A 20,020-nucleotide genomic window follows, 5' to 3' on the forward strand; every position below is an offset into this window, starting at 1 on the left:
TTAGCAAGACTAGCTCGCCCAGCCTTACTGGCTAATGATAAATCGTCTGGTCAGTTGCCATTTAAAACCAGCCTTTACTTGGATAACATAGATGCCATTCGGCAAGTTCGGTAAGCTCATGCGATGAATGGTTGATTTTTCAAGTGAAACGTTATCTGTATGAACTTTCTGCCCCACTGTGTTGTAGACTTCCATCCTTAGAACAGTAGGCTCTGCAATAGACACATCAATGTCCAGATACTCCTTTGCCGGATTTGGAAATAGAGTGAGTGTGTTGTCAAAATCAGCTCCGATTCGTCCACTGTTCGTTGCGCAACCCACCGACTCTAGCTTCCAATACTGCACATAAGAGCCGCTGAATGTATATTGGATAACCATTCCGTCTTCGTCCTGATTGACTATATCCAGCAGCTTGTTAGAATGTACGGCTTTGAGCGTTGAATAACCATCGGAATTCGTTTGAATGATCCACTTCTGGTGATTTGCGTTACTAGTGGTATCCTGAACGATAGTGGCCCGATCCTGTAAAGACCCACCTTTAACGGTAAGCACCTGGCCATTATGAACAGCCGCCAGTTGATAGGCATTTGGGTCGTCGCCTGGGCGGAGTTCCCACTTTTGCCAGAGTTGATTGGCATACGTTTGCTGACGTACTACAGCTCCGCTGGCCGTTGCTCCATTTTCTACTGCCAGTACTTTCCCACTCACTCGATTGGTTACTTTATAGCAGAGCGTCGTTGAAGCTGGAGAGGCCATATTAGAGCAGCCAGTTGCTTCAATTTTCCAGTACTGTACATACGAGCCGCTAGCGGCATATTGAATAACCATTCCGCCGTCATTCTGATTGGCTATGTCCAGCAGCTTATTAGAATGTACGGCTTTAAGCGTTGAATAGCCATCATTTCCTGTCTGAATAATCCATTTCTGATTAGCAGCAGTTGTCCGAATATTCTGAACGATGCCTGCCCAGTCTTGGGTTGACGCGTTTTCAACCGAAAGGGCTTGATTACTGTGCAAGGCGATGAGCTGATATGTATTCGATCCGAGGGATTGAAACTTCCATTTTTGCCAGGCTTGATCAGCAAAGAGTCGTTGTCGCACCGGAGCTCCGTCTGTAATTGCACCAGACTCGACTGCCAGCGCATTTCCACTAATTCGGTTCGTTAGTTTATAACATAAAGTGGGATCGAATTGGGATAGGGTGGAAGAGGCTACACCTGTGGTTATACTTACCTCAACACCCCTCGACCAGGTCGTATCTTTTCGTGTAAAGGCTCGAAAATAATAGGTTGTTTGTGGGCTTAAGTTCGTGATAATTGCTGAAGTGGTCATTCCTCGGTAAACAATTTTACCTCCTTCAAGGACCGAACTGTTCCCCAGAAGGTCAGGGTTGGCGGTATAGTCGATTCCTGATGGACGGACGGAGAAACCATTGCCTGTTCGAACGGCAATCAGTACTTCATCGAAGGGCGCTATCGGAGCGGTCCAGGTCAGACTGGCGCTGGAGGGTCCTGACATAGTAGCTTTAAAATTCTGTACGGCAAGTGTAAACCAACCGCAATCCGGGTAAAGATTTACCGAATCACTAGCCGACAAACCTTCTTTATCCGTAACAGTAAGTTTTATAAGGTAAAAGGCTTCGGTATCGCAGCCAACCGGCGTGAGTGATATAGTCGGTGAAGCTTCGGTTATTGTCGATACAACCTGTTGTTGGTTATTACGTCGTAACATAACCTGCCATGTATACGTCAGAGTACTGACCGATTCGTCGGTAATAGCGGCTTTTAATGGGTAATTGCTCGCTTTATTGGATGGAAAGGAACTGTTCGTAATTGGGCTCGTGATTTTTGCCGTTGGAGCTGCGTTTTTCAGCGCAATGATAAGTTGCTGTTCTGATGACAGACCTTCGGGATCAGTTACTGTCAAGTGGGCTGTAAAACTCTGCGTACCGGTTGACGAGAACGTATGACTTGGATTGGCGAGTGTTGACGCACTGCCATCTCCGAAATTCCAGGTGTAAACTAAGGCATCGTCGTCGGGGTCCGTAGAATCATCCCCCTTGAATTGTATGGTTAAAGGGCTAGTTCCGGTAAGTTTATCGACCGATATAACCGCTGATGGGGGGCGATTTGTTGCATATGTAATTTTGCGAATCTCCCCTGAATTGATATTTGTAAAATAGAGAGCACCGTCCAGCGGATTGAATTCAATATCCACTATGCCATTCGTACCTCCCGTCGGGACAAATTCTTTAACCGAGGTGATATCACCTACTGTACCCAGGCTTGCCGCTTTTATCCAGTTGGCACCATAGTCGGCGAAGTAGTAACGATTACGATAGGTTGCCGGATATACGGTTCCTGAATAATAAGTGCCCCCAGTCGAGCAGTTTCCGTTGAAAGGCTTTCCCGTTACGGGGGAGTCCGTTGCACCAATCAAGACCGTCGTGGTAGAGAAAGCGGTAAGCTTCGGTACACGAGCTATACTGGCTGCATGATTCCAGTCTAGGGCAGGTACACTATGCCTATAGCGACGCTGTAGGCTTGGCAACGGCAATCCACTACAGGGGTTTACAACCGTAGCAGTTTCTTCAGAGGCCTGTTTCAACAGGTCTGCAAAGGTTAGAAAAGGGTTGGCACAGGTGTTGGATGGATTCGGTTCGTCTTTGTTTTCGATCGTTTGGGCAGCCAGAGCATAAACACTATTTTCCAGAATTCCCTCATATATAGGCCAGCCGGCATTTTCACCCCCTTGCCGGATAATGTGCATTTCTTCCCAGTTGTTCCAGCCTACGTCACCTACGAGCAGAACACCGGGATTGCCGTCAACTGCTTTGGTACTTCCCGTGCCGGGTTGCAAACTCATTCGGTAAGGATTTCGTAACCCTAACGTCCAGACGCGTGAAGCTGCTGAACGAGAATTTGCGGGAATATAGAAGGGATTGCCGGGTACGCCATCGCCTGTATTGGGATCGAGACGCAGAATTTTGCCGCAGAGAGAGGTGGGCATCTGAGCCCGAAAAGCACCTACGTTTTCGTTTGCACGCAGAATCCCGTCATTAATGGCGGTTTGCCAATAAGTTTCTGACGAACTACCCAGATCGGCGCTGATATAACTGGCATTGTCGCCAGTTGACACGAGTAGTGTGCCATCATGGCCAAATAAAAGCGTACCCACTGCGTGCGATTCGTGTGTAAGTGGAATACCTGTCGATTGACTTTCCCCCAAAAGTACTTTGCGGCTGGTCAAATCGGCCAATAGCCCGTCATTGGTTGTGTTTACTTTGTACCGGCTGATCCGGCTAATGGTGGCATTGAAATACTCATCTTTGGTATCGCTATATGAAGACGTTCCAAAATGGAGTAGGTGATGACGGTCGACCACATAAAGCAGGTAGATCAGACCGTTGGTGGCAAAGTTTGGATCGAGGCACAGGCTTAACAGGCCAAAATCACGCCAGTTACCAACTTCTGGACTAATATCCAGCAGGGCTGTTGTTTGCTTAACATATTTCGTTCCGTTCCAGGTCGAAACCCAGACACGCCCTGCTTTATCCCAGACGAAAAGTTGTTTGGCATCGGCAGAGAAAACAGTGCCCATGGGCGTAGCATAGCCGCTCTGTACTAAGTTGTTGTGGAATCCTGCGGGGAGCTGAGCAAGCGATTCAGTTGCTTGGATAAGCAGACCTATAATCAAAGAAAAGGCGAATCGGCCAGACAGGCGATTGCCAATGAGGAAGGTAGTCATTCGTCAAATACAAATTCACTTATGGGTATGGCAATGCAAACGACCCGCAACAGGCCATTAAACTACGTTTTACTAGGAATTTGAATCGTATTACGTAAGCACCACGCCGTCGCGAATGGTTAATTTCCGGTCGGCAAGGTCAGCTAAATGTTCGTTGTGAGTAACGATGACGAAGGTTTGCCCGAATTCATCCCGCAGTTGGAAAAATAACTGATGTAGTTCTTCGGCATTCCGCGAATCGAGATTACCGCTGGGTTCGTCGGCAAAAACAATGGCTGGCTGATTAATTAAGGCCCTTGCTACGGCTACCCGTTGTTGCTCTCCACCCGACATTTGAGACGGGAAATGAGATTGCCGGTCACGAAGCCCTAATCGGCCCAGCAACTCATTGGCTCGTTCGCGCACCTGCTTTTCGTCTTTTCCGGCAATGAATCCGGGCAAGCAGACATTTTCGAGGGCGGTAAACTCAGGCAGAAGATTATTGAACTGAAAGACAAAGCCAATCCGCTCGTTCCTAAACTGAGCCAGTTTGCGGTCATTCAGATTAAACACATTTTGCCCATCGAGGATGAGTTCGCCCGTGTCGGGTCGGTCGAGTGTACCAAGAATTTGCAGGAGGGTGGTTTTGCCAGCTCCCGATGCCCCTACTATCGAAACGATTTCGCCCGGCTCAATGCGTATATCTATTCCTTTCAGTACAGCCAGATTTTTATAGTTCCGGCGGATATTGGTGGTATGAAGAAGCGACACGAGGTTTTCAGTTTTCAGTTTTCGGTTTTCAGTTGGTGGTTATGCGCTCTTTTTGAACTGAAAACCGAAAACTGAAAACTGAAAACTCTTTTTATTGTTAACTTGCCACGCAAAAATACGATTTCCAATCCTCCTTGTTGCAGTTGTCATGAATATACACGAGTATCAGGGTAAAGAAATTCTCAAAAAATACGGTGTCCGCATCCAGGAAGGCATCGTTGCTGAGTCGCCCGAAAAAGCGGTGGAAGCCGCTAAGCAGATTATGGCGCAGACGAATTCCAAGTTTGTCGTCGTAAAATCGCAGATCCACGCAGGTGGACGTGGTAAGGGCAAAGTTGTCGGCAGCGAACAGCGTGGGGTAGCCTTAGCGAAATCGGTCGATGAGGTACGCGACATTGCCAAAAATCTCATTGGTAATGTACTCGTTACGCACCAAACCGGACCTGAAGGGAAAAAAGTAAATAAGGTTCTGGTGGCACAGGATGTCTTCTATCCAGGAGCGTCGGAGCCGAAAGAAATGTACATCAGCATCCTGCTCGATCGGAGCAAAGCCTGCAACGTGATCATGGCCAGTACCGAAGGTGGAATGGACATTGAAGAAGTGGCTGAGAAAACTCCCGAGAAAATCGTGAAAGAGTGGATCGACCCAGCTGTTGGTTTACAGCCGTTCCAGGCACGAAAAGTAGCGTTTGGCTTGGGTTTGTCGGGGGAGGCCTTCAAAGAGATGGTCAAATTCGTGACCTCGCTCTACAAGGCGTATGTCGATACCGACGCATCGATGTTTGAAATCAACCCCGTTCTGAAAACATCGGATAATAAGATTCTGGCTGTCGATGCAAAGGTTAATCTGGACGATAACGCACTGTATCGCCATCCCGATTTGGCTAATCTGCGTGACATCACCGAAGAGGACCCGCTCGAAGTAGAAGCCTCAGCCAATGACCTGAACTATGTGAAACTCGACGGTAACGTAGGTTGTATGGTAAATGGCGCAGGGCTGGCTATGGCAACGATGGACATCATTAAATTATCGGGTGGTGAGCCTGCCAACTTCCTGGACGTAGGCGGTGGCGCCAATGCTAAAACGGTGGAAGCCGGTTTCCGAATCATCTTGAAAGATCCGAATGTGAAAGCTATTCTGATCAATATCTTTGGCGGTATCGTTCGCTGCGACCGTGTAGCAACGGGTGTGGTAGAAGCTTACAAAGCGATTGGCGATATTCCTGTCCCCATTATTGTTCGGTTGCAGGGAACTAACGCGGCCGAAGGTGCTAAAATTATTGATGAGTCTGGCCTGAAAGTGCAATCGGCTGTAGAGTTGAAAGAAGCCGCCGAGAAAGTTCGGCAGGTTGTTTCGGCACTGTAAGATTCATTGTATAAAACGTCCAAACAGAAAAGCCGGAGTTTGTGCTCCGGCTTTTCTGTTTATGTTTGATGGTTGTTGGCTAGCGACGGGCGCTGGCATAAAACTTCTGAGCCTCGGGCAATAATTTTTGCAGATCTGCAATCCGACGTGAATCGGAAGGGTGATCAGAGAAAAATTCGGCCGGAGCTTTTCCGCCACTGGCCTTAGCCATGCGCTGCCAGAATGTAATGGCTTCTGCCGGGTTGTAACCCGCCATCGACATAAAAATCAATCCCAGGTGGTCAGCCTCTGACTCCTGATTGCGGCTATGCGGAAGACCACGGCCATACTGATAAGCCAAAGGCCCCACTACACCAAATGCCTGCTGAAACAGCGCTTGTGTTTGTGGGCTTCTGGCAGAGGTGGCAATTCCGGTAGCTACCTGGCCAGCCTGCAACAGACCGTTGGCAATCAGTCCTTCACTCATCCGTTCGTTTCCGTGTTCGGCTATGGCGTGAGATACTTCGTGGCCTAGTACAGTAGCCAAACCTGCTTCATTCTGTGTATATGGTAAAATGCCTGAATACACAACAATCTTACCGCCGGGCATACACCAGGCATTAACCTGGCTACTTTGTACCAGATGGTATTCCCACTGAAAACCTTCGAGTCGCTTTGAATAGCCGTTGCTGTTCATATAGCTCTCCACAGCCTGACGAATACGGTTACCTACACGGGTTACCATTTCGGCATCATTGTTTGAGGTAGGAACCACTCGGCTCGTGTCCAGAAACGCTTTATACTGCGTGAAGCTCATCGCCAGCATATCGCTGGGAGGAACCAGAATCAATTGCTTTCGCCCGGTTAACGGTACTTTTTCGCAGGCCGCAACCGCGAAAGCAAGCGATAGCATAAGAATCAATACTTTTTTCATTTGTGTGTGTTTAATGGTAGATGACATTCTGACGTAATAAGACTGGTAAGGTACTGGAATTGTTCAAATTTTCTGCCCATTCATGTGGTCTACCCCTCTTTAGTCGTTAGATTTGCGATATTCTTCTTGGTTTAAACCTACTGCGGCCGGGCGGTCTATTTTTGCTCTGCGTCCGCATTTTTGCGGGCCGGATGCCCGCGTTACGTCTATGAAAATTATCTGCGTTGGTCGTAATTACGCCGAACACATTAAGGAACTCAATAACGAGCGTCCTGACGATCCGGTTATTTTTATGAAGCCCGAAACGGCTATTCCTTTGAAAAATGAGCCGTTTTTCTACCCTGAATTTTCCAGCGATGTTCATCATGAAGTAGAAATTCTGGTAAAGATTAACCGGGTAGGTAAAAACATCGACGAAAAATTCGCGCATAAGTATTACGACGAAATAGGCATCGGTATCGATTTTACGGCTCGTGATGTACAGAGTAAATTGAAGGCGAAAGGGCTTCCCTGGGAGTTAGCCAAGGGCTTTAATGGCTCGGCACCTATTTCCGGATTTGTACCCAAAGCCAACTACCCGGATTTACAAAACCTTAATTTCCGGTTAGACATCAACGGCGAAACGCGTCAACAAGGCAATACCAGCCTGATGTTGTACAAAATTGATTACCTGATTTCGTTCGTATCCCGGTATTTCCTGCTGCAGCAGGGTGACATACTGTTTACGGGTACGCCCCATGGCGTAGGCCCCGTACAAGTCGGTGATCGACTAACGGCCTATATTGAAGACAAACCTATGCTAACGTTCGACGTTAAGTAGTTCAGTTTGGCGAACCGGTTCGGATTTCGGTTCGCTATCAACTTTACATTCTTTTGCTTTTGATACGATCACTTTATTATTGGTCCATGCTGGTTCTGATCGGGTCAGGATCGGCTTATGGACAACCGACTAAGCCCGTTTTATCGACTCAGTCAGGTCAGCCACAAACAGGGTATATTCAACCGGGAACACTCGTAAACGGCTATTTCCTGTTTCCGATTCAGCCGGGGGCCGCTAATTCGTTATCGGGTGGTATGGGAGATTTACGACCCAACCACTTCCATGCGGGCCTGGATATTCGCACTGGTGGTCGTGAGGGGCTGGATGTGCATGCAGCTGCGGATGGGTATATTTCCCGAATTGCCGTGTTTACGGGAGGGTACGGAAATGTTGTATTCATTAAGCATCCGAATGGTCTGACCACAGTATATGGCCACTTAAAATCGCTGAAAGATACACTTGGTCGATACCTGCGTGAGCAACAGTATCAGGCCAAAACGTTTGAGATTGATCTTCGCCCGCAGCCCGATCAGTTTCCGGTCAAAAAAGGGGATGTCATTGCCGCTTCAGGCAATACAGGGGGCTCAGGTGGACCACACCTTCACTTCGAAATTCGGGATGCCCACGACAATCTGATCAATCCACTACTGTATGGTTTTTCGGAAATACAGGATGACGTGCCGCCTTATTTTGAGCGCGTCGCCCTGAAAACCATGACCGCTACTTCGCGCATCAATGGCGAATACCAGCGGGTTAGTTATGTTCCGGTTCGTCGGTCCGATGGTACGTATACAATTACGCAACCGATTACAGCGTCCGGCCTGATCGGTATGGAAGTGCTGGCTTACGATAAAACCAGTGGATCGCCCTATCGAAACGGTATTAGTTGCCTGGAAATCCGGCTGGATGGGAAGGAGGTGTTTGCCTACAATATGAACAGCTTCCCGAATGAGCAGACACGGTTCATGAACGTCCACGAAAATTATGAAGTCGAGCAAACGAGCGGTCAACGGTATCACCGGGGGTATATTGCCGATGGAAATATTCTGAATATATATAAGTTGCAGAGTAATGCGGCCTATCGGGGACGATTGCCTTTGCTGGATGGACATCCGCATGAGGTGACGCTGACGCTATACGATGCATTCGACCATGCCACTCAGTTGTCGTTTACCATTCGGCCCGAAGTAGCGCCAGCCGCACTCGTTTCGATGGATACGATGGAAGCACCTGTAGCACCCAGTGCGCCCGAAGTAGTTCGGGGTGACCCTACAGCAACCATTACGACCGACGAAAATGTGCTTAAACTAAGTGTCAAAAATGTATCACTTATCAACCCGCCTAAGGCTAAATTAATTACGGGGCGAGCTGTTGTTGAGCAACCTGTTAGCTATGTGCGTAGCAATCAAGCCGTTTATCTTATAGATTTGCGTCAGTATTTACCCGATTCAGTTCAGTTTGACCGGAGTGTTGTGCGTACCAATTTTAAAAAACGCATTATTCCAGGCCGAAATGAGTTATACATAGGAGAAAATACTCGGCTCGACTTTGGAGCCAAAACACTTTTTGACACACTTCATCTAGCTGTACGAACATTACCGGGTGGCGGTCTGGAAATTAACCAATCGACGATTCCATTAAATGATTACTTAATGGTTCAGTATACACCCAATGTACCGATGGCCATCGATACGGCCCGAACAAAGGCTTACTGGACAAGTAATGGGAATCAGACGTTTTTGGGCGGCAAATGGAATAAGGGACATATTGAATTTAAAACCCGTTCGCTGGGCCGTTTCCAACTGATGACGGATATAAATCCGCCAACGGTTCAGATTCTGAACGCAACTCCGGCCGGAATTACAGCCCGCATTCGGGACGATTTGTCGGGTATTGCCCAGTTTCGGGCTTTAGTCAATGGCGAGTGGGTACTGATGCAGTATGATTACAAACGTGCTTTACTATGGTCGGATAAGCTAAACCCTGATGAGCCGTTTGAAGCGGGGGCCGAGGTAATTGTACAGGTGAAAGACCAGGCAGGTAATATTGGTTCCGATAGTACTAGTATTAAAGAACCCCAGCGGGCAGTTCACCGGAAAGTCACTTCGAAAGGCCGTCGGAAGCGACGATAGAACAGAGCTTACAGTATTCGATTTACCGTTTACGGTAGTCTATAAACTAATAAATCGTATGGAATTAAAAGTTGGTGATCCTGCTCCCGATTTTACGAGTACCAATCAGAACGGTAATCCGATTAAGTTATCCGATTATCGGGGTAAGAAAGTGGTGCTGTATTTTTATCCTAAAGATGATACCCCCGGTTGTACAGCCGAAGCCTGTAGCCTACGCGACAACGAAGATCGGCTTCGGGCGGCTGGCTATGAAATACTGGGGGTTAGTGTCGATGACCACAAATCGCACCAGAAGTTTATCAAGAAATATAACTTGCCGTTTCCCCTCGTTGCTGATACGGATAAGCAGATTGTAGAAGCCTATGGTGTCTGGAAAGAGAAGTCGATGTATGGGCGTACGCATATGGGTATTGTCCGTACAACATTCCTGATCGACGAAGCGGGCATCATCACGGATATTATTACGAAAATAGATACCCAAAACCACGCAGATCAAATTTTAAAATAAGTACTCAGGAGGGAGGAGCGAGGAGTGAGAATGGCTAGGCCGCGTAGACAGAACGCACCGGATGGATTCTTACTCCTAACTTCTCACTCCTAACTCCTAAAAAGTATGGAACTCGAACAACTCGAACACATTGCTACCGCCGTTCGGCGTGATATTGTCCGCATGGTCGCGGCTGTCAACTCTGGTCACCCAGGTGGCTCATTAGGCTGCACCGATTTTATGGTCGCACTCTATTTTGAGATCATGAACCGGAAAAAGGACGACAAAGGGAATCCTGTTTTCGATATGGATGGACGCGATGAAGACATCTTCTTCCTGTCGAATGGTCATATTTCTCCCGTATTTTATTCGGTACTGGCTCGGGCGGGTTACTTCCCATTGTCAGAGCTGGCCACGTTCCGTAAGCTGGATAGCCGCCTACAGGGGCATCCAACCACTGCCGAGCATCTGCCAGGGGTACGCATCGCATCGGGTTCGCTGGGACAGGGTTTGTCAGTAGCAGCCGGGGCCGCTTACTCGAAAAAACTCAACGGCGATAAAAGCCATGTGTACGTGCTCATGGGCGATGGCGAGCAGCAGGAAGGGCAGATTTGGGAGGCTGCTCAGTTTGCGCCCAACAAAAAGCTCGGTAACCTGACCGCTGTAATCGATTTCAACCACGCACAGATCGATGGTAAAACCGATAACGTAAACAACAACCGCGACCTCGGTGCAAAATATGCTGCTTTTGGCTGGCACGTCGACGAGATGCAGGGCAACGACATGGCCGACGTAATCAAAACCCTTCGCAAAGCACAGGAAAACCCAGACGTACCTACGTTGATTCTGATGCATACTGAAATGGGCTTCGGGGTCGACTACATGGTGGGTAGTTATAAGTGGCATGGCGTAGCGCCAAACGCGGAGCAGCTACAGCAAGCTCTGAATCAACTGCCGCTAACTGTAGGTATGTCGGATTATTAAGATTGGTAGAGACGCGATCCCTCGCGTCTCATGACCGGATGGTTTTGGCTGACGCATAGGAGACGCGAGGTATCGCGTCTCTACATAAATCCCATGCAAATCAAACGCTTAGTCATCGAAAATTTCAAGTCCATTGAGCGGATCGAGCTTATTGAGCCGAATCCGTTCACGGTCTTTGTCGGCCCCAACGGGTCGGGCAAGTCGAATATTTTCGAGGCTCTGGAGTTTGTGCAAACTAGAGTAAATGCAGATACTGCCGTTAGCTTGTTTGGCGGCCAAGATAAACTCAGGAGGAGACAAAGTCCTGATGGTATTTTTAAGTTCGAGTTTGAGGCAGAGGAGCTGTTATATAGAAGGACGAGCTTGACTGGTAATTCGGATATCTTGGATATGGGTAATCATGGTTGGGAGCCTATTAGAAGAGTAAAGGATTTAGCAATTAATTATGATTATCTTCAATTTGATAGCTTTTCTCGTTTATTCATTAAAAACGGAACTCTAGTAAAATTGCGTCTGAATGACAACAAAAAGCTAGCGTTAGATGCAAGCAATCTAGAGCTAGTATTAAAGCGAATTCTGTCTGATAAATTATTGAAAGACGAAATCTTTGAGTGGCTTGAGCTATTCGTGCCAGGGTTTAAAGCCGTTGAAGTGGATGATCGGGATGAGTTACATTGGTTTGAAGATTCTGTTCCAAATTACTTTACCAAAGACCTTATCTCCGATGGTACCTATAATATTCTGGCTCTTTTAACTGCTGTTTATCAAAGTGATAAGCCACAGTTTTTGTGCATTGAGGAGCCAGAGAATGGACTACACCCGGATGTAATTAAAGAGTTTGTCAACCTTTGTCGGTATGCTTGTGAGCAAAAAGATCATTTTATTTGGTTAAATACACACTCGCAAACACTGGCTTCTCAATTGACCGCCGATGAGATTATTGTCGTCGATAAAGTAGAAGGCGCCACCCAGACCAAACAATTTAAAGGCCATGATTTCCACGGATTACGGATGGATGAAGCCTGGCTAATGAATGCCTTGGGAGGTGGGCTTCCGTGGTAAAGATTGGATTTATTTGTGAAGGTAAAACCGAGAAAAATATCATTGAGTCAGACAGGTTTCAGCAGTGGCTAAGTCTGAATGGTTTTGAGTGTTCATTGCCGGTAATTGATGCAAAAGGCAATGGTAATCTGTTACCGCACAAAATTGAAGCGTTGCGACAGGAGTTACTGGATCGCCATGTTCAGAAAATAGTCATATTAACGGATATGGACGTTGACAGTTGTATTACATTGACAAAGCAACGCATTACCGAGCGAGAAGGTCAACTTATCATTGTGGCTGTGAAGCAAATAGAAGCATGGTTTCTCAGTGATTCGCCTACATTACAAAGTCTATTTGGCGATTCGACTTTTTCGTTCGAATATCCAGAACAAGAAACGAATCCATTCTTTACACTTCAACAACTGCTTTTAACGAAAACGAATCGAGGAGTAGGCAGTAAATCTATTTTAGTAAGCCGTATGCTTAAATACGGTTTCACGATTGAAAATGCTGCTCAACATCCTAATTGCCCGAGTGCCACTTATTTTCTAACTAAATTGCAAACCCTCGCTTCGGCGAATTAATAGATTATGAAAAAATACGAGTTCACCGAGAAAAAAGATACCCGCTCTGGTTTTGGTGCGGGCATTGCCGAACTGGGCAAAACACATCCTAATGTGGTAGCACTGACCGCCGATCTGGCCGGGTCACTCAAGCTCGAAGCCTTCATTAAAGACTTCCCTGATCGGTTTATCCAGTGTGGTATTGCGGAGGCCAACATGATTGGGGTGTCGGCGGGGTTGACCATTGGCGGGCATATTCCGTTTGCTACCACGTTTGCCAACTTTGCAACAGGCCGGGTGTATGACCAGATTCGTCAGTCGGTCGCGTATTCGAACAAAAACGTTAAAATCTGTGCTTCACACGCGGGCCTGACCCTGGGTGAAGATGGAGCTACGCACCAGATTCTGGAAGATTTGGGCATGATGAAAATGTTGCCCAACATGACCGTCATCAATCCCTGCGATTATAACCAGACTAAAGCCGCTACCATTGCGATTGCCGATCACGAAGGCCCCGTGTATCTCCGGTTTGGCCGTCCAGTCATTCCTGTATTTACGCCTGCCGATCAAACGTTTGAAATCGGTAAAGCCTGGACCGTCAATGAAGGAAGTGACGTATCAATTTTCTGTACAGGTCACCTGGTCTGGGAAGCCATTAAAGCCGGTGAAATCCTGTCTCAGGAAGGAATTGAAGCCGACATTATCAACATTCATACGATTAAGCCGTTAGATGAAGAGGCTATTCTGGCATCGGTGAAGAAAACGGGCTGTGCCGTTTCGGCCGAAGAGCATATGTTGAATGGTGGTCTGGGCGATAGTGTCGCCCAGGTACTGGCCCGCAATTATCCGGCTCCGCTCGAATACGTTGGCGTTCATGATACCTTTGGGGAAAGCGGAACTCCTGATCAACTGATGCAGAAATATGGCCTCACTGCCGACAAAATTGTTGAGCAGGTGAAGAAAGTAATGGCAAGAAAATGAGTAGTTAGGAGTTAGGAGCGAGGAGTGAGAATCCATTCGGCAGCAACCAGTTTGCGCAAGCCATTCTCTCTCCTCGCTCCTAAATCCTAACTCCTAAAAGAATAATGACTGACGAAGAACTCCTCGCCAAATTTCGCGATCCGTCGAGCCGAAATTATGCCTTTAATCTGCTGGTGCGCAAGTATCAGCAGAAAATCTATTGGCATATTCGGAAGATGGTTATTGATCACGATGATGCCGATGACCTGGTGCAGGAAACGTTCATAAAAGTCTGGAATAGCCTGGAACAGTTTCGGGGTGATAGTCAGTTATATACCTGGATTTATCGGATTGCTACCAACGAGTGTCTTAACTTCCTCAACAAGAAACGTCGCCGATTCTTTTTGCCGATTGGTGATGTAGAAGGGGAGTTGATGGAAAAATTGGAAACCAATGCCGCCTATGTAACGTCGGGCAACGATCCCAGTGGTGAAGACGTACAGTTGAAGTTACAGAAAGCGCTGCTGAAACTGCCCGACAAACAGCGGTTGGTTTTCAACATGAAGTATTTCGATGATATGAAATACGAAGATATTGCCGAAATTACAGGAACGTCCGTTGGAGCTTTAAAAGCATCGTACCATCTTGCCGTTAAGAAGATTGAAGATTTTTTTAATAACTCGGACACAGACGATTAAACCTAGTGCCATTGAAGCTGTCAAATCTTAAAATATTTTAAGATACCTGAATTGTGTGACACACACACCAGAGCAATGAACGATAGTAAACATTTCCGGCTTGATGAATTGCCACCTGAACACCCACTCAGGCAGCTTCCGTTTACAGCGCCAGACGGTTATTTTGATGACCTACCGTCGCGGGTACAGGCTCGTGTTGTCAGGAAACCCAAGCCCGCTTTCCGTATTAGCTGGTCGTGGCAACGTACGGCTGCTTCGCTGGCAGGGGCTAGTCTGATCGCCTTGCTGGTATGGCAAACATTACCACAACGGCAGGAGTCGCTAGGTAGCGAAGCCCTGGCGGGTGTAAGTGACGATGCGATTACCGCTTATCTTGAAGATCAGGGCGTTAGCGCGTATGAGTTGGCTGATGTTCAGCAAATTCATTCTTCGTTGGGTAGCGATACCACAGCGATTCAGTTTCTGAACGTAGCACCGGCTGATATTCAGGAGCTTATTCAGGAGCAAAACCCTGGAAACAATGCGAAGGTCGGCTCCTGATTTTATGAATGGTTAACTTTACCGCAATGAGACACGCATGGATTGGTTGGTTGCTTGGCCTGTTACTAATGACTCAGGTAGCCAACGCACAAAATGACCTAAACGGACGCCAGAAAATTGAATCCGCTAAAATTGGGATGATTACCAATCGGTTGAATCTGACAACCGATCAGGCTCCACAGTTTTGGGCGATTTACAATGAGTATAATGCCAAGAAGCAGGAATTGAACCGGCGGATTCGGCAATTGAATAATGAGCCTAATCGGTTTAATCTGAATGACGATCAACTGAAAAATGGGCTTCGGGAAACCAATGCAACCAAGCAAAAACTCGCCGACCTGGACGACGAGTATATGGAGCGGTTTCTGAAGGTAATTAGCCCAGCCCAGTTGCGAGAGCTTTATAAGACTGAGCAGATGTTTAATCAGATGCTGCTCAAACGATTGAATCAGGAATAAAAAACCACACCGGCAGACCGCCGGTGTGGTTTTGATTTAGTATCGAACTACTTTAAAATGCGAGATGCCGCCATCAAAACGAATCGTCATCTTTTTAGTCGTTGCATCGTAGCCGGGGCTTAGGTATTCGCCACCCCCAACATTGGTAAAGTCATCTAATTCTTCCAGATTCAGAGCGCCATCTTTTTTGATCCGGCATCCTACTTCTTTCGGAACCCGCACTGTAACCGAAGCGGCCCCTACATCAAGTTTAATATCCGCCTGATCGGCTTTGGCACCTAGTTTCAGGTCGAGGTCAGCGGCACCAACACCCAACTTCAAGCTTTTAACGGCATAGGCGCTCAAGTCCAGATCGCCCGAGCCAGCGCCCAGCGCAACATCCATCGACCAGACAGGTTTGGCGTTCAGGTGTATATCGACACGATTTTCGTAATGACCATCTTTCAGATCGAAATGCTGATCTTCATCCTTTGGCTTTAATTCTATAGTCGGGATGTGGGTAGTTTCGTCCCGGTCAACTGACATTGAATAAAGCCCAACGGTCTGCTTCGTGTCCGCCTTGATAAGTTCGGTGCTGGGTTCGCCGATCGTAAACTTCCCAGCTCCACCTGCGAGTTTTAACACAGCTTCGCGGGTGTCGGCGTCCATATTCTCAACGAAGGTGTTTGAATGAACTTCATCGCTATCGGCATCTCGGCGTTCACGCTCTGCCCGATAATCATCTTCGTTATCATCGTCGTCATTATCGTTATAATTCCTGTCGTTGTCATCGTCGTGATGCCAGCGCATATGGAATCCTTCGTCGTCGTTGTGGCGGTGATGCGAAAAGAAGCCAAACAGTGTTGTGGGCACAGCCACAGCCAGCATGATCGTTGTAATAAAGGCGGCTGGATTAGCCCGGCGCTCAAGAATCAGGTGAACGCCCGCCAGGATTAGTAAGGCAGGCCATAGATTGACCAGTGAATGCCAATCAACGTCGAGCCAGCCTGCTCGCCGGGCCAGAAATAATACGCCCAGCGTCAGTAGAAAAATTCCCCAGAATAATCCGTTTCTTCGTTGCATGTGTTTATAGGTAGGATGTATGATGTAGGATATATGATATGTAGGGTAAGAACACTACATATCATATATCCTACATCATACATATAAAGTTACAGCGTTCCGTTAGGGTCGTTGTTGGTAGTGTCGTAAGGAGGCCTGATCCGATCTTTAAATATCAACCACAAGCCTAGAGCAATCAGCATGAACGGCCACAGATCGCCGAAGTCAATGTCTAAGTATCGGTCAAGAAGGAACAAAACACCCAGGATAATCAGGACGACCCCGCCAATGATGCTACGATCGGGAGAGGCAGGTTTGTTGGGATTGTAGGGATTCATGGAAAAATAAGGATTAGAGAAAGCTGTTGAAGGAGTCACTACACCATCCGCACGGCGTTCAGGCAGAACGATCCACATGATGATGTAAATAATTACAGCCGGAAAATGCGGCAAAAAAATTCCGATTACAAAAAGTATGCGCACTAATGCACGGTCAATGCCAAAATAATCGGCCAAACCAGCGCATACACCCCCAATCTGGGCCTGGTCGGCAATACGTTCTAATCGCTTGTTCATGGCTTCTTTGTGTTTAAAACCGATGTAAACCTAGTCGATTGTGTAATACCGGGAAAGTAGAATTGGAAGAATGGACGCGGTTATGGATAGAAGTATGTTTTCAATGATAGTAGGTAATGCATAGTAGCGGCTTGTATTAATAGATAGTATTGGGAGTGAGGAGGGCTGACGGACCATAAATCTTTCGCGTCAGCCCTCCTCACTCCCAATACTATCTACTAACGCTGATTTTACTCTTCTTCAATCGCTTCCAGAATATCCATCAGTTCGCCGAACTCTTTATTGCCGGGTTGTTCTTCGTCGCCACCGCTCAGAGCAATACCTCGTACGGGTAGGACAGCTAATAAGTCGTGAACATTTTGGGCCGATATGCCCGTGCCAAGTAAGATCGGATACCGGGAGGCCAACTGCTGAAGAGCTGCTTTTAGCTCGTCGTCGAAGTGAAGAGGCCCATTACTTTCGAGCAGTATGTAATCGGCAGCCGAGGCACCAGTATGAAACAGGGTGTCGAGCTGGTCAAGTGTCATTTGTGATAAATCGACACGAAGGATCAGGTTTTTGTCGAAGGTGCTCAGATAGGGTAACAAAGCAGCCTCATCGATCTGCAATATATCGGGCTGATATGTATCTAATAGCTGCTCAATACGATCCAGATCGATAGCAGAGGTTTCGCCAACAATCTGCACACCAGCTACCCATCCTCTAATTTCCTCGAACTTGCGCGGCTCGATGTAGTCGGGGGAGTCAATATCCATCGAGAAGCCGAGCATATCGACACCCATACCTGCACAATATCGGGCATCGCTTAGGTTTGTCACATTTGAGATTTTAACGAGGGTTTTGAGTGCCATAATTGGATGGAGTAGTAATCTGTAAAAGTCGCCAAAGGTACGGACATCGATGCATTATAGTACTTCCTGCCATGTCTGATTGTTCTCAGCGGCCCATCACTATTGCAATAGAGGAATTCTTGCGAAAGGGTCCATACCTCAATCAACCAGTCTTACTCAGTAAGAAACTGGATGATAAAACCTCCTCTGGGCGCAAACGAGTACTGCCAGTTAGCCGTGATTGGATGCGTTTCGGTTTTGAACGTCATCAATGGATTGTCGCCTTCCGTGATGACTCTAAATTTAGAAAATCCTTTGCCATGGCTGGCGAGGTTTAGTTTGACAGGGAGCACGTTGGTGGTGCCATTTATGCCGACAATGTAGGAAAGACTGCCTTTCCGACGAGAGAGGATGAGTTGTTCGCCCGGTTCAGCCACAATGCTTTGTGTGGTATCCCAGGTGGCGGGCATATCTTTTAGTAAGTTACGGACCGGTATAGAGAGTGAATCAAATACCTCTTTGGAATCCGCAAAATGGATAATTCCGGACGTATAGATCATAGCCGTAGCCAGCTCATGAACCGCCGTGTTTAACCGAGGGTATTTTCGGATGGTCAACGCAAACGGGGTGTAGTCGGTAGGGCCTGCTACGTTTCGGGTAAAGGGCAGTAAGGTGTTCTGCTCGGCGGCTTTCTCTGGATATCGAGGTTCATAAAAATAACTTTCCGTTCCCAGAACAGCTTCGGCTGTCATGAAATTTGGCCAGGTTCTGTGCCAGCCTCTCGGAACGGTAGTGCCATGAAGGTTTACCAGCAAATGCTCTTTAGCGGCATCTTCAAAAAGCGATTGAAAACACGACATCACCTCTTGCCGGTCTGAGCACCAGAAATCGATTTTAATCCCTTTTACACCCATAGCCGCCAGTTCTTTGAACCGCTTTCTTCGTTTTTCCGGGTCGAAGTACGCTGCCGAATAGGCCCACACCATTGGTTTAATACCCTTGGATATAGCTTTAGCAATAATTCCTCCTTCTGTGTTGGCTTTCTCCCAGCCAGCATCAAACAAGGTATAACCAAATCCGAAAGACTGGGCAAGCGTAGTGAAGGCATTGTACATGTCAGGTGAATGGTCGTCGGGATGAGACCACCACGACCAGGTAGCTTTTCCTGGTTCGATCCAGGAAGGATCGTCAATTTTAGACGCAGGGGCCAAATCCGTTATGAAGCTTGAAAGCAGGATATCTCCGGCCTGATCACCAACAATAATTACCCTCCAGGGCATCGTCCAGGGAAGCGTAGAGGCTGGTTGGCTATTGTCACTCAGGGGAAGTGTAAATTTTTCGTCTTTTTCAGCAAAGCCAATTTTATACAGGCCTCCCTGCGAATTGGGTTGTAAATGACAACCTGGAAACGAGCCATCTGTTCCAGCCTCCGCCAGTAAAACCCAGTGTTTGCTATTGTTTATCTTAAACAGGGCAGGCATACACCATCCGACAGAAGGGTTACGAGGCTTGTTGATTGAGTCGCCGGGATGTACTTTGAGATAAAAATCTTCATAACCGGGAGTGTACTTTCCTGCTTTATTATAAGGCTGTAACCAACCCACTGCATTTTTTTCGATCTGAAATCCCGTAATTTCTGCGTTGATCGTTCGTGTTTTGTTATTCTGATCCGGAAACCGATACCGGAAAGCAACGCCTTCATTTCCGGCTACTAAATCAATGGTCATGAGCGCTCCCGAACGGTTTCTAAAGGTTATGCTCTTACGTTGAAGTACATGATTGATCGTTCTGAAGTTGCCTACCGTCAATTCGTAGGTCTCTCGTTGTTCTTCAATCGGGGAAATGGTAACGACTGACAAGTCAGACGTAAAATTCTGGTCCTCGCAGGTCAAACCAAGCGGAGAATCGGCAATAATGATTTTATTCCGGCGGGTTACGTTGTAGTATAATTCTCCTTTTTTATTCAGCGACAATATAATTCTATTCGATCCAGACTTCGAACGTAAGTCCATCGATTGGCCTGATGCTTTAAAGCCGCTGATTAGAAAAGTTATTCCGACTAATAAGGGAAGGGCTTTGAAGATCAGTCTGGTTCTCATACTACGGTTCACT

Annotated in this window: 18 protein-coding genes; 11 read left to right on the forward strand and 7 right to left on the reverse strand. The window is 47.2% G+C overall.

The features are described 5' to 3' along the window. Nucleotides 1-24: 24 nt before the first annotated feature. Together B5M13_RS07945 and B5M13_RS07950 are read right to left on the reverse strand one after the other, a co-directional pair. A complete protein-coding gene (locus B5M13_RS07945; protein ID WP_080055167.1) occupies nucleotides 25-3,747 on the reverse strand; it encodes an RICIN domain-containing protein in 3,723 nt (1,240 codons plus the stop codon). Between the two features lie 90 nt (nucleotides 3,748-3,837). After that, nucleotides 3,838-4,497 carry an ABC transporter ATP-binding protein gene (locus B5M13_RS07950; RefSeq protein WP_080055168.1) on the reverse strand — a complete coding sequence of 220 codons (660 nt, stop codon included), beginning with the start codon at nucleotides 4,495-4,497 and terminating at the stop codon, nucleotides 3,838-3,840. Between the two features lie 148 nt (nucleotides 4,498-4,645). Here B5M13_RS07950 and sucC point away from each other — a divergent pair, with 148 nt between their 5' ends. Continuing rightward, a complete protein-coding gene (sucC, locus tag B5M13_RS07955; RefSeq protein WP_020600112.1) occupies nucleotides 4,646-5,863 on the forward strand; it encodes an ADP-forming succinate--CoA ligase subunit beta in 1,218 nt (405 codons plus the stop codon). A gap of 79 nt (nucleotides 5,864-5,942) precedes the next feature. On the opposite strand, the gene B5M13_RS07960 is transcribed toward sucC, so the two are convergent. Beyond that, nucleotides 5,943-6,776, reverse strand: a complete 834-nt coding sequence (locus B5M13_RS07960) for a M48 family metallopeptidase (RefSeq protein ID WP_080055169.1) — start codon at nucleotides 6,774-6,776, stop codon at nucleotides 5,943-5,945. Between the two features lie 208 nt (nucleotides 6,777-6,984). On the opposite strand from B5M13_RS07960, the gene B5M13_RS07965 reads away from it, so the two are divergent. The 10 genes from B5M13_RS07965 (at nucleotide 6,985) to B5M13_RS08010 (ending at nucleotide 15,462) form a co-directional block, all read left to right on the forward strand. Continuing rightward, on the forward strand, nucleotides 6,985-7,596 hold the full coding sequence (locus B5M13_RS07965) for a fumarylacetoacetate hydrolase family protein (protein WP_080055170.1): 612 nt from the start codon (nucleotides 6,985-6,987) through the stop codon (nucleotides 7,594-7,596). 86 nt (nucleotides 7,597-7,682) lie between these two features. Next, complete coding sequence (locus B5M13_RS07970; protein WP_080055171.1) at nucleotides 7,683-9,728, forward strand: M23 family metallopeptidase; 2,046 nt, start codon at nucleotides 7,683-7,685, stop codon at nucleotides 9,726-9,728. Between the two features lie 58 nt (nucleotides 9,729-9,786). After that, entirely contained in the window at nucleotides 9,787-10,236 is a 450-nt protein-coding gene (gene bcp / locus B5M13_RS07975) for a thioredoxin-dependent thiol peroxidase (RefSeq protein WP_080055172.1), read from the forward strand. A gap of 105 nt (nucleotides 10,237-10,341) precedes the next feature. After that, entirely contained in the window at nucleotides 10,342-11,199 is an 858-nt protein-coding gene (locus B5M13_RS07980; RefSeq protein ID WP_080055173.1) for a transketolase, read from the forward strand. A 93-nt stretch (nucleotides 11,200-11,292) separates the two neighbouring features. After that, a complete protein-coding gene (locus B5M13_RS07985) occupies nucleotides 11,293-12,261 on the forward strand; it encodes an AAA family ATPase (RefSeq protein WP_080055174.1) in 969 nt (322 codons plus the stop codon). Further along, nucleotides 12,255-12,827 carry a hypothetical protein gene (locus B5M13_RS07990; RefSeq protein ID WP_080055175.1) on the forward strand — a complete coding sequence of 191 codons (573 nt, stop codon included), beginning with the start codon at nucleotides 12,255-12,257 and terminating at the stop codon, nucleotides 12,825-12,827. The genes B5M13_RS07985 and B5M13_RS07990 overlap by 7 nt, the downstream gene beginning before the upstream one ends. Nucleotides 12,828-12,833: 6 nt before the next feature. Then, a complete protein-coding gene (locus tag B5M13_RS07995; protein WP_080055176.1) occupies nucleotides 12,834-13,787 on the forward strand; it encodes a transketolase family protein in 954 nt (317 codons plus the stop codon). 104 nt (nucleotides 13,788-13,891) lie between these two features. After that, the gene (locus tag B5M13_RS08000) at nucleotides 13,892-14,464 is read left to right on the forward strand and encodes an RNA polymerase sigma factor (protein ID WP_020600103.1); all 573 of its coding nucleotides are present in this window, start codon (nucleotides 13,892-13,894) and stop codon (nucleotides 14,462-14,464) included. Nucleotides 14,465-14,539: 75 nt separating this feature from the next. Then, a complete protein-coding gene (locus B5M13_RS08005; protein WP_080055177.1) occupies nucleotides 14,540-15,004 on the forward strand; it encodes a hypothetical protein in 465 nt (154 codons plus the stop codon). A gap of 8 nt (nucleotides 15,005-15,012) precedes the next feature. Next, the gene (locus B5M13_RS08010; protein WP_080055178.1) at nucleotides 15,013-15,462 is read left to right on the forward strand and encodes a hypothetical protein; all 450 of its coding nucleotides are present in this window, start codon (nucleotides 15,013-15,015) and stop codon (nucleotides 15,460-15,462) included. A gap of 36 nt (nucleotides 15,463-15,498) precedes the next feature. Here the strand turns inward: B5M13_RS08010 and B5M13_RS08015 are convergent, their stop codons facing one another. From B5M13_RS08015 to B5M13_RS08030, 4 genes are all read right to left on the reverse strand, one after another. Further along, a complete protein-coding gene (locus tag B5M13_RS08015) occupies nucleotides 15,499-16,524 on the reverse strand; it encodes a LiaI-LiaF-like domain-containing protein (RefSeq protein WP_080055179.1) in 1,026 nt (341 codons plus the stop codon). 89 nt (nucleotides 16,525-16,613) lie between these two features. After that, on the reverse strand, nucleotides 16,614-17,078 hold the full coding sequence (locus B5M13_RS08020; protein WP_080055180.1) for a PspC domain-containing protein: 465 nt from the start codon (nucleotides 17,076-17,078) through the stop codon (nucleotides 16,614-16,616). 230 nt (nucleotides 17,079-17,308) lie between these two features. After that, the gene (gene trpF / locus B5M13_RS08025; RefSeq protein WP_080055181.1) at nucleotides 17,309-17,929 is read right to left on the reverse strand and encodes a phosphoribosylanthranilate isomerase; all 621 of its coding nucleotides are present in this window, start codon (nucleotides 17,927-17,929) and stop codon (nucleotides 17,309-17,311) included. A 152-nt stretch (nucleotides 17,930-18,081) separates the two neighbouring features. Continuing rightward, the gene (locus tag B5M13_RS08030) at nucleotides 18,082-20,007 is read right to left on the reverse strand and encodes a glycoside hydrolase family 97 protein (protein ID WP_080055183.1); all 1,926 of its coding nucleotides are present in this window, start codon (nucleotides 20,005-20,007) and stop codon (nucleotides 18,082-18,084) included. Nucleotides 20,008-20,020 lie beyond the last annotated feature (13 nt).

This window comes from Spirosoma aerolatum, assembly GCF_002056795.1.
Classification (GTDB): domain Bacteria; phylum Bacteroidota; class Bacteroidia; order Cytophagales; family Spirosomataceae; genus Spirosoma; species Spirosoma aerolatum.

Bases quoted from the DNA above. Each gene is read 5' to 3' on its own strand.
- B5M13_RS08000 (WP_020600103.1), top strand. From the start codon at position 13,892: ATGACTGACGAAGAACTCCTCGCCAAATTTCGCGATCCGTCGAGCCGA.
- B5M13_RS07985 (WP_080055174.1), top strand. From the start codon at position 11,293: ATGCAAATCAAACGCTTAGTCATCGAAAATTTCAAGTCCATTGAGCGG.
- B5M13_RS07980 (WP_080055173.1), top strand. From the start codon at position 10,342: ATGGAACTCGAACAACTCGAACACATTGCTACCGCCGTTCGGCGTGAT.
- B5M13_RS08030 (WP_080055183.1), bottom strand. From the start codon at position 20,007: ATGAGAACCAGACTGATCTTCAAAGCCCTTCCCTTATTAGTCGGAATA.
- B5M13_RS07995 (WP_080055176.1), top strand. From the start codon at position 12,834: ATGAAAAAATACGAGTTCACCGAGAAAAAAGATACCCGCTCTGGTTTT.
- B5M13_RS07965 (WP_080055170.1), top strand. From the start codon at position 6,985: ATGAAAATTATCTGCGTTGGTCGTAATTACGCCGAACACATTAAGGAA.
- B5M13_RS08015 (WP_080055179.1), bottom strand. From the start codon at position 16,524: ATGCAACGAAGAAACGGATTATTCTGGGGAATTTTTCTACTGACGCTG.
- B5M13_RS08020 (WP_080055180.1), bottom strand. From the start codon at position 17,078: ATGAACAAGCGATTAGAACGTATTGCCGACCAGGCCCAGATTGGGGGT.
- B5M13_RS07945 (WP_080055167.1), bottom strand. From the start codon at position 3,747: ATGACTACCTTCCTCATTGGCAATCGCCTGTCTGGCCGATTCGCCTTT.
- B5M13_RS08005 (WP_080055177.1), top strand. From the start codon at position 14,540: ATGAACGATAGTAAACATTTCCGGCTTGATGAATTGCCACCTGAACAC.
- trpF (WP_080055181.1), bottom strand. From the start codon at position 17,929: ATGGCACTCAAAACCCTCGTTAAAATCTCAAATGTGACAAACCTAAGC.
- bcp (WP_080055172.1), top strand. From the start codon at position 9,787: ATGGAATTAAAAGTTGGTGATCCTGCTCCCGATTTTACGAGTACCAAT.
- sucC (WP_020600112.1), top strand. From the start codon at position 4,646: ATGAATATACACGAGTATCAGGGTAAAGAAATTCTCAAAAAATACGGT.
- B5M13_RS07960 (WP_080055169.1), bottom strand. From the start codon at position 6,776: ATGAAAAAAGTATTGATTCTTATGCTATCGCTTGCTTTCGCGGTTGCG.
- B5M13_RS08010 (WP_080055178.1), top strand. From the start codon at position 15,013: ATGGTTAACTTTACCGCAATGAGACACGCATGGATTGGTTGGTTGCTT.
- B5M13_RS07970 (WP_080055171.1), top strand. From the start codon at position 7,683: ATGCTGGTTCTGATCGGGTCAGGATCGGCTTATGGACAACCGACTAAG.